This window comes from Acinetobacter sp. 24-47-66 (genome assembly GCF_056779755.1).
Genome location: NZ_JBWYIL010000002.1, coordinates 259,747 through 274,100, shown reverse-complemented (window position 1 = coordinate 274,100; position 14,354 = coordinate 259,747). Strand labels below are relative to the sequence as shown.

Genomic DNA, 14,354 nt, shown 5'->3' with positions numbered 1-14,354 from the left:
GACATCAGCTCTTATTAGTTTATAGAGTTGCATAATAAGCTTTGAGGGAAGCAGTATCAAAATAGGGTCTACACCCAGGATTACCATGTTGAGTAGGATCATTGGAAGATTTCATTCTGATGGTCCCTTGGTTGGTATTCTTGAAGAACTAAAAATAAATTTGCATTTAGATAATTAAGTAAATATTAGGGTATAGGGTATGTCACAAAGCGAAGTACAACTTGAAAATGAACTCATAGCACAACTAGAACGCTTAGGGTTTGGTAGAGTTGTTATCAGGGATGAAGCTCAGCTTTTGGCTAACCTCAAGTCTCAAATCGAAAAAGCTAACGGACTATTACCACTGTCTGAAGCAGAGTGGAAACAAGTCATTAGCTTTTTAAATAACGGCACAGTATTTGAACGTGCTAAAAAGCTTCGTGATCAATTTCCTATAAAATTTGATGATGGCACAAGTAAGCATATTTACTTCTTATCTGATGATCCAAATCAAAACAGCTATCAAGTCACCAATCAAATCACGGTTGATCATCGAGATCATAATGGGCGTACTAGTCGCTTTGATGTCACGCTCTTAGTCAATGGTTTACCTGTGGTACAAGTTGAGCTGAAAAAGCGAGGCATGGAGATTGCTGAAGCATTTAATCAGACTCAACGATATACCAGAGAAGCTTATTGGGCAGGGCAAGGCTTATTTCGCTTTATTCAGCTCTTTATTATCAGCAACGGCGCAAATACGCGTTACTACTCTAATGGCACAAATCATATTGATTTCACCTTCCCTTGGGCGGATATCAAGAACCAACATATCAATGAAGTGGTCGACTTTGCTGATGTATTTCTAAATAAACAGCACCTCACCAAAATGCTGACACAGTTTATGGTCATCCATGAGACATCTAAAGAACTCATGGTTTTACGCCCGTATCAAATTTACGCCGTAGAGAAGATTGTAGAGCAGGTTAGAAATACCAAGCAGAACGGCTATATTTGGCATACGACGGGTTCAGGTAAAACACTGACCTCATTTAAAGCCAGTCAAATCATCATGCAGATGCCTGATGTGGAAAAGGTTTTATTTGTTGTAGACCGTAATGATCTAGATACGCAAACAGCAAGGGAATTTAATGCCTTTAAAGCTGAAAGCGTAGATAGTACAGATAACACATCAACCTTGGTCAATCAGCTTGATCAACGTCACGATAAGCTCATTGTCACCACGATCCAAAAGCTCAATAAAGCAATCAGTACAGACCGCTACTTAGAATATATTGATTACCTCAAAGAGAAAAAAGTCGTTTTTATCTTTGATGAGTGTCATCGAAGCCAATTTGGTGAAACCCATCAAAATATTAAAAAGTTCTTTAAAAATGCTCAGATGTTTGGCTTCACAGGAACGCCAATCTTTGAAGAAAACAGCTTATCTAAAGCAGGTTTAAAACTCACGACAGACTATTTGTTTAATGAGTGCCTACATAAGTACGTCATTGTTGATGCTATTCGTGACCGTAACGTGTTGCAGTTCCAGATTGATTATCGTGGCAAGTACACGGCGAAAGGTATGCAGGCCAATGATCAATACGATGAAGATGTAGAAGGTATTGATACCAAAGAGCTGTATGACAATCCAAAGCGTTTGGAAATGATTGCTCGTTATATCGTGAATACACACGACAAGAAAACCAAAGATCGTGAATTTACGGCAATGTTCTGTGTTAGCTCCGTGGATACTTTGACTCAATACTATGAGCTATTTGAAAAAGTCCAAGCGGAAAAGAAAATTGAGGATGAAGAGCAAGGTCGATTATTTAAGCCTTTAACCATTGCAACGATCTTTTCATATTCAGCCAATGAAGCTGTACCTGTAGAGGGGCACAATGGGCTGATAGATGAAGAGAGTGCTGATATCCCATCACAAGTGAATCAATCAAGTAGAGATAAGCTAGACCGTTATATCGCTCAATATAATGAAAACTTTGGCACAAACTTTAACTCTGGTGATCGCTTCTATGCGTATTACCGTGATATTGCTGACCGAGTGAAGAAAAAGCAGATTGATATTCTGCTTGTGGTCAATATGTTCTTAACAGGCTTTGACTCAAAACCATTAAATACGCTGTATGTAGACAAGAATCTTAAATATCATGGCTTGATTCAGGCTTTTTCACGCACCAATCGAGTATTCAATGATAAGAAGTCTTTTGGCAATATCGTGTGTTTCCGTAATCTAAAACAAGCAACTGATGAAGCTTTGGCACTATTTTCAAATAAAGATGCTAAGAAAATTGTCCTAGTTCCGAGCTTTGATGAAATCAAAAAAGATTATGAGGATGCTGTCGCTAAGCTATTGGCTTTGACACCAGGCTATAAGTCCGTTGATACGCTGATCACAGAAGAAGCTCAATTAGAGTTTATTAATGCATTCCGTGAGGTGATGCGTTATAACGCTCAATTACAGACTTTTGTGGATTATGACCAAGATACCACGGCGTTAGATAAACAACATTTTGCGAATTTTGCGTCCAAGTATAGTGACCTATGCCGTGACGTCAGAAAGACCACAAAAAAAGAAAAAGTCTCTGTATTAGATGATGTCGATTTCCAACTTGATTTATTGCACAGTGATCGTATCAATGTGGGGTATATCCTGAATCTGCTCCAGATGATGGTCAATGCTGATACGGATGAAAAACGTCAGAAGTATAAAGCTCAGATCCATGATCTTATTGGTGGGGAGGTAACTCTACATGACAAGCAAGAACTGATTAATAAGTTCATCGAGGAAAACATGCCAAAAATGCTCAATGGGCAAAGTGTCAAAGATGCCTTTGCAGAGTATTGGGATGTGCAGAAAGAACAGGCATACCAGCATTTGTGTGAACAAGAAAATCTAAAGCCTGAAGTAATGAAAACAGTTTTGGATAATTATGAGTTCACTAAGCGTTTACCGAGAAAAGAAGAACTTAAAGACTTGCCAAACTTTAAAGTGAAGTTGTTTGAACGGGAAATTGTCTTTAATCACTTATGGATTAAAACAAAGCAATTTATTCAAATATACTACAGTGGTTTTTAAAAAACTGCATGAGTATGAATAACCTTTACTTTAATTTTGCCATTTGAATTTTATTAGAAGCACCATTTATCCATTTTGCATATCTATTTAGTAACATATCCAGACTATGACCAAGTTGTGCAGCCACGAAAAATGGATCACAACCATTCATTAACATATATGTTGCATATGTATGTCTAGTATTATATGCAACCCGATGTCTAATGTTGCAAGCTTTGAGAGCTTTATTAAACCTCATACGTGGAGGTTTTTCATTGTAAAATCGCTTAAATGTAGTTGGACAGATGAGTAAGTAATCAGACTCAATATTGTATTTTTTTTTGAATTTTTTTAAATTATGCACAGCTTCAATCGCTTTATCATGTAGATCGACAATTCTCGCTACTGAGGTTTTCGTGGTTCTTTTTTCATGACCTCTAACTAAGCTTTTAGAAACATGAAAAATATTGTCTTTAAAACAAAAGTCTGATTCTCGCAGAGCAAATAATTCTGATGGTCTGCAGCCCGTATAGAAAGCTAATTGATAATACCAATAATATAACTCTTCTCTACCGGTTAAATTTTGGGCCATCCAATCAAGAATTTTTTTTACTTCTGCCTCATTGAAAGGGTCAGGTATTGATTTTTGAATTTTTTTATTACTGATTCTATCTAATGGATTTTCACTTATTAACTCCTTTTCCATAGCTAGTCTGAAGATTCCTCTTAATGGAGTAAGACAGTTATTATGGTTTTTATTTGATGTAAAATTTCTAGAAATTATTGCTGATCTAATATCATTTACTTTAATAGTAGATATATCTTTACTTGAAAAAATATCTAACCAATGTGTATTAATGATTTTTTGATATCCCATTTTAGTATCATTATTAGCTTCACAATTGATTAAATATTCTTTCGCAAGGTTGATAAACAGATACTCTTCATTGTGAACTAAAGACTTATTATCTTTATTTAGATGTCTAATGTTATCTATATCTAATTCTGTAAGAATACCAAGTTTATCTTTTTCAATTAGTCCTGCTCTGAGTGAAGCTGCTTTCTTTAAATTCGTTGATGTTGGATATAAGTTTAACTGTAGATATATACGTTTGCCTGAACGAGAAAAATTAATCTCAATTGAGTTAGCGCGGACTCTAACACCTCTTGGCTGCTTTTCATGTTTCATTTACCGATACCTATATAATTACTTAGTACTAGTTAATTGGACAACTGCTAATTTCGTTGCAACTGATGCTTTGAAATTGGAATCGTTGTGTAAATTTTTACAAGCTCCTTTTCTTTTCTTAGCAATAGTTTCACAGTTAATACTCGAAATTAATTCGTCAGCTTTCTGAGATTGTTCATTCATCCATTTATAAAACCCTTGAAGTGAGTAATAGAATATTTTGCCTTCTTTTATCCAGACTCTGTTTTCGGGCCATTTTTTTCGACGCGATCTTAATTTGTTGGCTGGTATACCAGTTAGTTCAGAGAATTTTGTATCACTTACCCAATCGATTCCGAAATTTGTATCATTAACTTTAATATTCATTTTGTTCCTTTCATTAAGGTCTTCAATTTGACCATCTATGGAAAGAAACATATCAAATAAAAAAAAATAAAAAGTTGTTTGATGGGATTTTTAAAAAAATTCCAAAATTAATTAAAAATAATTTTTCAAAATATTATAAGCCATTGTATTTATTGGTAATAATATTTTATTTTTTTAAGTAATCACTTAGATATATGTTTCATCTAAAGTATTTGTACAAATGGCATTTATTTCATAAATACCCTTTTATTTCCAAATTACATTAGCTAAATTTTATTAAAATATTGTTTTAATTGTAAAAATTATAGAAATTTGGTTTCTCTAACTCATCTATCAATTGTGTTGCTGAATTATTCGAAAGATCATTTCCAGTTACACTTGCATAGTCTCTATGGCTAGTCATGTCTGAACCTTTATATAATAAATGTTGATACCAATAATTGTTTAATAGCTACTATTTAAGTAGTAATATTAAATATCAAATTAAATAGATGAATATTTAAATAAATAGTATTTTTTACCACTTAAGTGGTAAAAATTACCATTTATTTGATATTAGCATTCAAAAATGCATCTATGCAAGTAAATTTTATTACTTAAGTGGTACTTTATGGTTGTTTCAAATCTGGCAGTGTTGTTAGCGGAAAGAAAGCTAAAGGTCTCCGATCTCGTTAAACTTACTGGCATCAATAAAAATACACTTCATAAACTTTATAAAGATGAGTCGGTGAGGATAGATTTCGATACGATCGATAAAATTTGTATGGCACTCAATGTAGAGGTTGGTGACTTACTGAAGATAAAACATGAGTAATTTGCATAACTAAACGCACGGCGTTACCAGATTAAATCAATGTTATTTGTGATGCTGTGCTTACATGAGCTTTCATTATCGAAAATGTATATTTCCTTCCTGGAATAAAAGCTTAATAGCCAATGTCTCTTGCCAGGTAAAAGATGAAAAAAGCAATGTATTGATTTAATTAAAAAAATAAAAGTAAAAAGCGAAATATGGCATTATTAAGATTTATTTTTGCGTATAAAATAGAAACATATTCACTTATTGAGTTTTAAATTTACTTTCACTGAATCGAAATTATAAGACTCTAGAATTTTTAAAGGGGATTGATTGAGAGGTAAGTTGTTGAAATTTGTGATTAATTTTTACAATTTTAATTTGTTATAAGATCGATGCTACGATTCTTTGTCGTAGTGCAGAGGGGGAGATTTTCGTCACTGGGCGTAATATCAAATATTCAATTTTAATTTGCTTTTAGAGTTTATTCTTTATTTGCTATTGATTGAGATAAATTGATCGTTTGTATCTAATGATCAAATCAAGTCTACAAGAATAAATTTACCATTAAAGATAACTAAGCTTATTACAAGATGCATTCTTGTAAGCAATATTTATTATGAATTCTATCTATAAAAAATTGTATGAACTACATAGATTCAATGTATCAAATTAATCATAAAAATAGCATTAATTAAAACTAGATTAAGTTGTAAAGTTGAATTAGACAAATATATTCAATTTAAAAAGATGCGTTACACTTTAAATTTTTTTACGTTACAAATTAGGGTATTAGGCGTTACACGTTAAGAATTGTGCGTTACAAATTAAAATGAATGCATTACACATTAAAAATAATAATCATTTTAAATTTAAAAAAAATAATTAAAACAACTACTTGTTAATATATTTAATTCTAAGTCATTTGTGATTATATCCAGCAAGCCTACCCGTAGCTACAAAATTAATGCTCCGCATCAATTTTGGTACGCAACGGGGCTTGGTAGGGGCGACCCCCTACACCCCAAAAGACAACTCATTTAAATGTGTCAAAAATTCATTTTTTTTATTAAAACTTTTTTTTTCAAAATTTTCACCAAATCGATTTTTAAAAAAATAATTTTCTAAACTTATATGAGCAATAAGTTTGGAATCTCAAAAATGGCTAAAAGTAAAATGATAAGGTTCAGGGTAACTGACCAACAATACAATAAGATTAATAGCTTCACTGAAAAACATAATGTTCAAATGAGTTCATGGATTCTTCAAACGCTAGAGAAGAGCATTAATGCATTTGAGGATCAGAACCAAGCATCGATTTTGTTATCCAATTTAAAGCAAAGACCCGTTAAGTTGTTCCAAAGAGCCGCTCCTAAAATTGATCCAGAATTACTGTTCGGATTAGGCGTTATCTCAAACAATGTTAACGAAATAGCGATTGCATTACATACTTTGTGTGATGAAAAAGTGGGAAGTGATATCAATATAGATCTACTCGAGTGCTTAAAGATACTTTTAGCGATTCAACTGGATATTAATAGCTATTTAGATCAGTTACCCCAAGTTTCTAAGTTGAAAAAGTCTTCTAGAAAAAAAATCGATCAGGCCATCGAATATGTTGAACAAAGAGTCGGGCTATGATGATCAAATTTCTTCGACATGGATTGGGTGATCCTGGTAGAGCTGCCGCTTATCTTATCAATGATAGGGATCACCTAGATCGAGATCGTGAACATGTAGAAGTATTAAGGGGAGATCCTACAACTTTTGTAGCACTTGCTCGAAGCTCACCGCATAAGTATCGATATTCATCAGCTGTCATTGCCTGGGCGAAAGAAGATGCACCGACCGATCAGCAAATTAATGATGTGTTAAATGAATTTGAGTTGCATGCTCATGCAGGTTTGAACAGAAATCAGTATCACATGACTGCAGTCCTTCATATCAGTGATGATCAATCTAAACATATTCACGTACTGTTTCCAAGAATAGAACTGACTTCAAAGAAGTCTTTGAATGTAGCGCCACCGGGACATCTACATTATTTCGATTTGCTCAGAGATTATTTTAATCATCGATATCAATGGGCACGACCCGATGATCCAGCACGCTTAAAAGAATTGCAATTGCCTCAACATATACAGAAACAAAATGCATTTTATTTAAGTATTAAAAAAGGAGTACCTGTTAAAAAACACCGTTTGGAAATTATTCATCAATACGTTCAAGATGAAATCAAACAAGGCAATATTACAGATCGATCTTCTTTACTCAAGAAATTATCTGAAATCGGTAAGATTACGAGATGCAGTGATTCTTATATAACAATAACAACAAAGTCTGGAACTGACCGTCTGAAAGGCGAAATATATGAATCAACCTTTAATGCCACCGAGTACAACTCAAATAAACGAGCTGCTCTTGAATACACAAAAAATGAACGAACTCATGAAGTTACATCAGACGATTATCTTGAAAGAATGCTCGCCGGACGAGCAAAACGTAAAGAATATAACAAAAAAAAATACCCAGATCGAAGTAATGATCTAAAGACAATTAAAGAAATCTATAGCCAAAAATCGGGAATACAAGCTGCTCAACAGTCAAATGGAATTACAGCTAAATCAAATTTTTCAAAATTATATGAAGGTCCCTTAGCAAAAGGAAGAATAATACATGCAAATCAAAGTTCATTTACAGGCGATATGTCATCAACAACAGGAGCTGATTCTAACGCTCTAAACGACTCAGCAAAGTATTCAAAAAAAAGTCGATTCATCTATGAATCAGAATCAACAATTAGAGATCACCCGATCCTTAAATATATTACAAAAAAAACTAAAGAGAGGAAATTACATAATCCTGACAGTAGTGTTATGCATTTTGGTCACTCAAATATTCATGGAGTACATTTAAATGAACGAAATAAACTATCTCATACAGGAGCAAATTCAAATCTTAAAGACCGAGAATTTGCGACTGAAAAAGAATTTACAACAACAACAAGAATTGGACGAAAAATTATGCCATACAGTGAATTTTATAGAAAAATTTCTGAACAATCTGATCGAGCAAAACAATTCTTTGAAGAAAGAAATCGAGCAACAGAACGAGATTATCGACCTTCAAAGGAAATCAATACAGGAGAACCAAGTACCGCCAGATATACAAAATTTAATCAAAGAGATGGAGCAACGATTATTGTTAGAATTAAACAATTTTTTGAAAGATTCATTAGTTCAAGAGCACATCTTGACAACCATACAAAATCAATTGAAACCATATCAACCCGCGATGCAGAAGTTGTCACAAATCAATTGGGCCGATTTGGAGCCTTTAGACGACAAAGTCGTTCAGACATACAGAGATTCTTTGATGAAATTAGATGTTCTGATCATAGATTTGGAAACTATGCGGAGAGAGTTCAGAAGGTGACTGAATTCTTAATAACCAGAAAACTACCTCAAAACACCTTTCAAAAAAGACTTAAAGCAATTGCATACGATAATCCAATTCTGATTTCATTTGAATGTTTCAAATATGCAAAACAAGTCGACAATTATATTCAAAAGCATTATGAGAATAAGATGAAAAATTGGTTAACAAATAGGGATGCCCATATAGATAAAGATTATTTTTCAGATGTAAAGAGGATGTTTAAGGAGATTGATAACAATCTTGATAGAATCAAAAATGAGGAAGAATATAAGTCTTTGTATGAAATCATTGAGCTAGCTAACCATTACGCTTTACTAATTAGTAGCTTGTATTTAAAGAGTGATACTCAAACATCTTTTCAATTTCAAAATGAAGAAATTCAATCGATTACAGATCAATTTAAATATAGTTTAGATATGTCGAGACATAAATTTTTATCAAGTAAATTATCACGAATAGATAAGGACATAACAGACAACTTGGACAAAAAAGATACCGAGTTGATTTTATTGACACAAATTTATAATGATCTTAATCATTAGGGTTCTTTCATAAATCATTTTTTACTCAGTTCTAAATTATAAATCCCTGCGATTAAACTCAATCTTAATCCCAATCTTTTGCCACGGTTGCGATATCGCTCAGCAAGGATTTTGAAGGTCTTCAAAGTCCCAAATACATGCTCAATCCCAATTCTTCTTTTATTGATTTCTTGATTGTAAACTTTTAGCTCAGGTTCTAGTTTACAGTGCTTTTTTGCTTTTAATGGCAATAGACTATTTGGATACACCGTATAAATCCCTTGATAGCCTTTATCTGCAAGGATAAAAGACCCTTTAGGAATTTGATTCAGGTTACGTTTGAAGAGCTCGAAGTCATGTACTGCACCACGACTCGTGCATAAACTTAGAACTTGCTGTGTTCTATAATGGATAATGGCTTGAACTTTAAAAGTATGTGCCTTCTTCTTGCCACTATAGCTTTTCTTCTGTTTTTTTAGGTCTTTGTATTGGAATTTCTGTGGCATCTACGATCACCACATTCCAGTCGATACCTTCGCCTTCAGGCAAACTCTTGGGTAAATTAAATAGATTGGACTTGATCAGGCAATCCTCTACGTGGCGGACGATTCTTGAAGCAGTAGGCTCTGACACACCATAACTCGTTGCGACATGAAACAATGTTCGATATTCACGCCAATAACTTAAGCACAGAAGGCTTTGATCTTCTACACTTAACTTAGATGGTCTACCTTTAGCAGGTACAAGCATTTTTAGCTGTTCAGCCATTAAATCAAAGGTTGACCATGAGATGCCTGTATATCGCTTAAACTGTGTTTCAGAAAGCTTTTTTGAGTCGATGTATTTCATTCGCAAATTATGCATGAATATTTAAAATTATTCGGTACAAATAGTCAGCAAGGGATAGATCGTTTTTTGATTTATGAAAGAGATATATTAATTATCGCTTAAACTATGTTTCAGAAAGATTCTTTGAGTCGATGTATTTCATCCGCAATTACGTATGATTATTTAAATTTATTCGTATAAATAATCAGCAAGAGATAGAACGCTTTTGATTTATGAAAGTTATCTAATTATCTGAAATTTAGTGAGTCTTGATAAAAAAAGATTTGATTTGAGATTCAATCTAATTTATGAGATCTGAAATTTGGTTTTAAGTCTTAACGAAAAAATTATGTAAAAATACATTATATTTTTAAAAAATTTGAAATTTAAAAGATCTTTTCATTCATGATAAAAACTCATGTATTGAATATTATTTTTCACTTAATTTTACGAGCTGATTATGACATCTTATCAAAAGGAAAATAAGCAATTCTATTTCTTAAAATTTGTATAATTTAACAAATTGACATTGATAGTCTCACATAGAGTGACATCAAGGATCGTACTAGAAAATGTACAGTGAGGACAAATTGGGAGTGTCCATGAAAATTAGGCCCTTGCCACCAATGAACAGCTTAATTGTTTTCGAGGCAGCTGCACGCCACCTTAGCTTTACAAAAGCTGCAAACGAACTAAATGTTACTCAAGGAGCAATAAGTCGACAAATAAGACAATTAGAAGATTATTTAGGAAAAGAATTATTTATTCGAGCAAATCGTAATATTTACATGTCACCAACTGGATTACAATATTATCAATCAATTTATAATGCACTGTTAGAAGTAGCTAGAGCAACAGGTGAAATTAAAAAATGGCAAGGTGAACATCAAGTTACTGTAGCGACTTCAAATGCTATGGCAGCCTTATGGTTATTACCAAAAGTTGCTGAATTTCAGCAAAGTGCTGGTATTGATTTAAGAATTTTAACTACTGAAAATATTCAAGATCTGCATAAAATGGATTTCGATATAGCCCTATTTTATTGTCGGACTCCCCCAGAAGGGATGAATATTACTACTTTATTCCCAGAAGAAGTATTTCCTGTGTGTAGCCCTAGCTACTTAGCTCAGTTCCATGAAAATCCTTCACCAGAAAATATTCTTAGTAAAACGTTATTGTATTTAGATGATTCTCAAAAAGATTGGAATAATTGGGAAGATTGGTTTGAAAGCGTTAATTTACCTGTAATAAAACCTAGGAATAGAGTCAATATCAATAATTATCCTATGCTATTGCAGGCTGCTATAAATGGTCAAGGAGTTGCTTTAGCATGGGCTTCCTTAGGCGATAACTATCTTCAAACTGGTGCACTAGTCCGCCCTATTGAAGGTATATTAAGAACTAATGCTAATTTCTGTATGTTGGAACCGAAAGATAGAGGGGTAATTCCTCAAAGTGTTAAATTATTCCGAAAATGGCTCTTAGCCCAATTGACTGGTCCAATAGGAGAAAAAGGTTTAGCTTAGTACTCTCTTATTTGCTCAAAGTTGAGAATGGAATAAAACCATTCTCAATAGTCTTATTTTTTTTGAGAGAAGTAAGCTTTAAAAAGATGATTTGATTCTCGAGGCTGAAAGCGGAAATATTGTGGAGCGATTGCAATGGTTTCATTTAAAACAGCTGCTGCATGCCAAGGCCAGCGCGGATCATAGAGAATACCTCGAGCAATACCGATAGCATCAGCCTGTTTAGATTGTAATATTCTTTCAGCTTGCTGAGCATCTGTAATTAATCCAACAGCGATAACAGGTATATTGATCTTTTTCTTTATTTCTGCGCAAAAGGTACTTGGTATTCAGGATAGACTTCAATTTTTTGATCAACATGTAGACCACCACTAGTAACATGAATATAAGCTGCACCTAATGCTTCTAAAGCTTTAGATAATTCAATAATTGATTTTAGATCCCATCCACCCTCTACCCAATCAGTAGCTGAAATTCTTATACCAACTGGATAATCTTTTGGAACCACTTTTTTAATAGCTTCAAAAACTTGTAATGTAAGTCGGATTCGATTTTCAAAACTTCCTCCATACTCATCATTTCGTTGATTAGAAAGAGGAGACAAAAATTGATGTAGTAGATAACCATGGGCTGCATGAAGTTCAATTAATTCAAATCCTGCTTCTACAGAACGTTTTGCTGATAATACAAAATCTTCAATTATTTCTTTAATTTCCGATATTGATAAAGCAATAGGGGGATTTTCTGAAATTTGGAAAGGAATTTCACTTGGGCCATAGGTTTGCCAGCTATGAATTTCATTTGGATGATATTGTCCTTTTCTTTCGCCCCAAGGTTTATCACAGGAAGCTTTACGGCCTGCATGTGCTAACTGTATGGCAAATGGTGTAGGAGAAATTGTTTTAATTTTTGCTAGGAGAGTCTTTATTTGTTCACTCTGTTTATCATTCCATAGTCCTAAATCAGCATAACTGATTCGTCCATCAGGCCGTATTGCAGTCGCTTCAACTATACATAAGCCTGCTCCAGATAAAGCATAACTTGCCCATTATTGTTCATGCCAAAAGCTTAATTCACCATTTTCAGAGGAATATTGACACATAGGTGCAATAATAATTCTATTATCAATTTTAAGGCTTCCTAATAGAAGTGGTTGGAACAAAAGTGACTTATATAATTTCCAGATCTAAGAATATGAGAAAGTAGATAGGAATAGAGATATTCCTATCTTTTAATTTTTTATTGTTGAGTTGACAACAACCTTGATTCAAAAGGATATAAGGTTAGAACTTCTGGATCATTTTCTGTAATTAGAATTTGATTTTCTAATTTTACACCTGGGCCACCTGATTTATGCCCTACATAGCTTTCGACACATATAATCATTCCTGGCTCTAATAAACCGTCATATCCATAGCTATCCCATGCTTCTTTAAAATAAATACCGGGTGCTTCATCACATAAACCAACACCATGGTAGAGGAAAGAATAATGGTTATATTCATTTGGATCATACTGAAGTGCTTTATAGGTAAGTTCTTTATAAGTTACGCCAGCACGCAATAATTCGGTATTAAACTGAATTTGATCATAAGCCATTTGATAAATTTTTTTTTGTTCATCTGTTGGTTTTTTATCACCACATAACCATGTACGGGATGTGTCAACACAGATGCCATAGGCGCCAATCATATCCGTATCGAAACCTACTAGATCTCCATTTTGAATAATTCGCCCACTACATTCTTGATACCAGGGATTACATCTTGGGCCAGATGAAAGTAAACGTGTTTCAATCCACTCACCACCACGAGCGATATTTTCAGCATGTAAAAATGACCATAAACGTTGCTCAGAAATTCCAGGCTCAAGATGGTCATGCATCACTTTTATAGCTTTATCCGTTGCATGAACGGCACAACGCATTGCATTGATTTCGTCCTCACCTTTAATTGAGCGAGCAAGCTCCATAACTTCTTCACCATTTACAATGCTTAATCCAAGATGTTCTAGTTCTTTTATACCTTCATCATTACATTTATCGATAGCTATTTTTTTATTACCTTTGCCATACTCTAAAACTACATCATAAATTTCATTCGCCCATTTTTTCACTTGTTCATCAATACGACTACCTGCACAGAAATAAAACCAAGATATACATGGACGAACTTCATTGATTACTTTTGAATGATCGGCTAGGAAATCACAATGGTCAAATTCCCAAAGTATTACTTTACCTTCAGCTGACACATAGGTATAACGTCCAGCATTGTGTAAAAGCCATACCTGCATGTTGGTAGTACCAGTGGCATAACGAATATTGATAGGATCGTAAAGTAAAATTCCTGCTAATTCCCGTTGTTTTAAGAAGGTACAGATTCGATCTAAACGATATTGATGCATGCGATCGAGGTTGGGAAGAGTTAAACCTGCTTGTTGCCATTCAGCAGTTGCTAAATCACCCGGTCCAATCTGATGCATATTTAAGTGTTCTGGATGGCGATTGCCAATTATATTTTGGTGAGGTCTTTTATTTATCATCTTTTTTCCTTAAAACTTATGCTGTCCTGTTCATAGAGGATGATTAATAATATATTTGAGGACAAGTGATTTTTTTTGTGGATGATAATGAGTT

10 protein-coding genes and 1 pseudogene are annotated in these 14,354 nt (G+C 33.7%); 5 read left to right on the top strand and 6 right to left on the bottom strand.

The window, feature by feature from the left end; translation table 11 throughout:
• Positions 1-199: 199 nt before the first annotated feature.
• A complete protein-coding gene (locus AC1M84_RS03600; protein ID WP_481594442.1) occupies positions 200-3,073 on the top strand; it encodes a type I restriction endonuclease subunit R in 2,874 nt (957 codons plus the stop codon).
• Between the two features lie 25 nt (positions 3,074-3,098).
• Here AC1M84_RS03600 and AC1M84_RS03595 read toward each other — a convergent pair whose 3' ends face one another.
• Positions 3,099-4,241, bottom strand: coding sequence for a tyrosine-type recombinase/integrase (locus AC1M84_RS03595; RefSeq protein ID WP_481593855.1), 1,143 nt, complete (start codon positions 4,239-4,241; stop codon positions 3,099-3,101).
• A gap of 18 nt (positions 4,242-4,259) precedes the next feature.
• The gene (locus AC1M84_RS03590) at positions 4,260-4,607 is read right to left on the bottom strand and encodes a hypothetical protein (RefSeq protein ID WP_481593856.1); all 348 of its coding nucleotides are present in this window, start codon (positions 4,605-4,607) and stop codon (positions 4,260-4,262) included.
• A 610-nt stretch (positions 4,608-5,217) separates the two neighbouring features.
• Here AC1M84_RS03590 and AC1M84_RS03585 point away from each other — a divergent pair.
• The 3 genes from AC1M84_RS03585 (at position 5,218) to AC1M84_RS03575 (ending at position 9,383) form a co-directional block, all read left to right on the top strand.
• Positions 5,218-5,421 carry a helix-turn-helix domain-containing protein gene (locus tag AC1M84_RS03585; RefSeq protein ID WP_481593857.1) on the top strand — a complete coding sequence of 68 codons (204 nt, stop codon included), beginning with the start codon at positions 5,218-5,220 and terminating at the stop codon, positions 5,419-5,421.
• Between the two features lie 1,143 nt (positions 5,422-6,564).
• The gene (locus tag AC1M84_RS03580; protein WP_481593858.1) at positions 6,565-7,044 is read left to right on the top strand and encodes a hypothetical protein; all 480 of its coding nucleotides are present in this window, start codon (positions 6,565-6,567) and stop codon (positions 7,042-7,044) included.
• The gene (locus AC1M84_RS03575; protein ID WP_481593859.1) at positions 7,041-9,383 is read left to right on the top strand and encodes a hypothetical protein; all 2,343 of its coding nucleotides are present in this window, start codon (positions 7,041-7,043) and stop codon (positions 9,381-9,383) included. Before AC1M84_RS03580 ends, AC1M84_RS03575 begins: the two co-directional genes overlap by 4 nt.
• A gap of 14 nt (positions 9,384-9,397) precedes the next feature.
• On the opposite strand, the gene AC1M84_RS03570 is transcribed toward AC1M84_RS03575, so the two are convergent.
• Together AC1M84_RS03570 and AC1M84_RS03565 are read right to left on the bottom strand one after the other, a co-directional pair.
• Positions 9,398-9,868 (bottom strand): transposase family protein, encoded by a 471-nt coding sequence (locus tag AC1M84_RS03570; RefSeq protein ID WP_481593860.1) that lies wholly within the window; start codon positions 9,866-9,868, stop codon positions 9,398-9,400.
• Complete coding sequence (locus tag AC1M84_RS03565; RefSeq protein WP_481593861.1) at positions 9,816-10,211, bottom strand: transposase family protein; 396 nt, start codon at positions 10,209-10,211, stop codon at positions 9,816-9,818. The genes AC1M84_RS03570 and AC1M84_RS03565 overlap by 53 nt, the downstream gene beginning before the upstream one ends.
• Before the next feature lie 581 nt (positions 10,212-10,792).
• Between AC1M84_RS03565 and AC1M84_RS03560 the strand changes: the two genes are divergently transcribed.
• Positions 10,793-11,716, top strand: coding sequence for a LysR substrate-binding domain-containing protein (locus tag AC1M84_RS03560; RefSeq protein ID WP_481593862.1), 924 nt, complete (start codon positions 10,793-10,795; stop codon positions 11,714-11,716).
• A gap of 53 nt (positions 11,717-11,769) precedes the next feature.
• Here the strand turns inward: AC1M84_RS03560 and AC1M84_RS03555 are convergent.
• Both AC1M84_RS03555 and AC1M84_RS03550 read right to left on the bottom strand, forming a co-directional pair.
• Positions 11,770-12,902: pseudogene (locus AC1M84_RS03555) on the bottom strand (NADH:flavin oxidoreductase/NADH oxidase).
• A gap of 53 nt (positions 12,903-12,955) precedes the next feature.
• The gene (locus tag AC1M84_RS03550) at positions 12,956-14,260 is read right to left on the bottom strand and encodes a M24 family metallopeptidase (RefSeq protein WP_481593863.1); all 1,305 of its coding nucleotides are present in this window, start codon (positions 14,258-14,260) and stop codon (positions 12,956-12,958) included.
• Positions 14,261-14,354 lie beyond the last annotated feature (94 nt).

What these genes read in the sequence shown, in the direction of transcription:
- AC1M84_RS03595 (WP_481593855.1), bottom strand. Translation starts at nt 4,241, where the DNA reads ATGAAACATGAAAAGCAGCCAAGAGGTGTTAGAGTCCGCGCTAACTCA.
- AC1M84_RS03565 (WP_481593861.1), bottom strand. Translation starts at nt 10,211, where the DNA reads ATGAAATACATCGACTCAAAAAAGCTTTCTGAAACACAGTTTAAGCGA.
- AC1M84_RS03580 (WP_481593858.1), top strand. Translation starts at nt 6,565, where the DNA reads ATGGCTAAAAGTAAAATGATAAGGTTCAGGGTAACTGACCAACAATAC.
- AC1M84_RS03585 (WP_481593857.1), top strand. Translation starts at nt 5,218, where the DNA reads ATGGTTGTTTCAAATCTGGCAGTGTTGTTAGCGGAAAGAAAGCTAAAG.
- AC1M84_RS03600 (WP_481594442.1), top strand. Translation starts at nt 200, where the DNA reads ATGTCACAAAGCGAAGTACAACTTGAAAATGAACTCATAGCACAACTA.
- AC1M84_RS03570 (WP_481593860.1), bottom strand. Translation starts at nt 9,868, where the DNA reads ATGCCACAGAAATTCCAATACAAAGACCTAAAAAAACAGAAGAAAAGC.
- AC1M84_RS03575 (WP_481593859.1), top strand. Translation starts at nt 7,041, where the DNA reads ATGATGATCAAATTTCTTCGACATGGATTGGGTGATCCTGGTAGAGCT.
- AC1M84_RS03590 (WP_481593856.1), bottom strand. Translation starts at nt 4,607, where the DNA reads ATGAATATTAAAGTTAATGATACAAATTTCGGAATCGATTGGGTAAGT.
- AC1M84_RS03560 (WP_481593862.1), top strand. Translation starts at nt 10,793, where the DNA reads ATGAAAATTAGGCCCTTGCCACCAATGAACAGCTTAATTGTTTTCGAG.
- AC1M84_RS03550 (WP_481593863.1), bottom strand. Translation starts at nt 14,260, where the DNA reads ATGATAAATAAAAGACCTCACCAAAATATAATTGGCAATCGCCATCCA.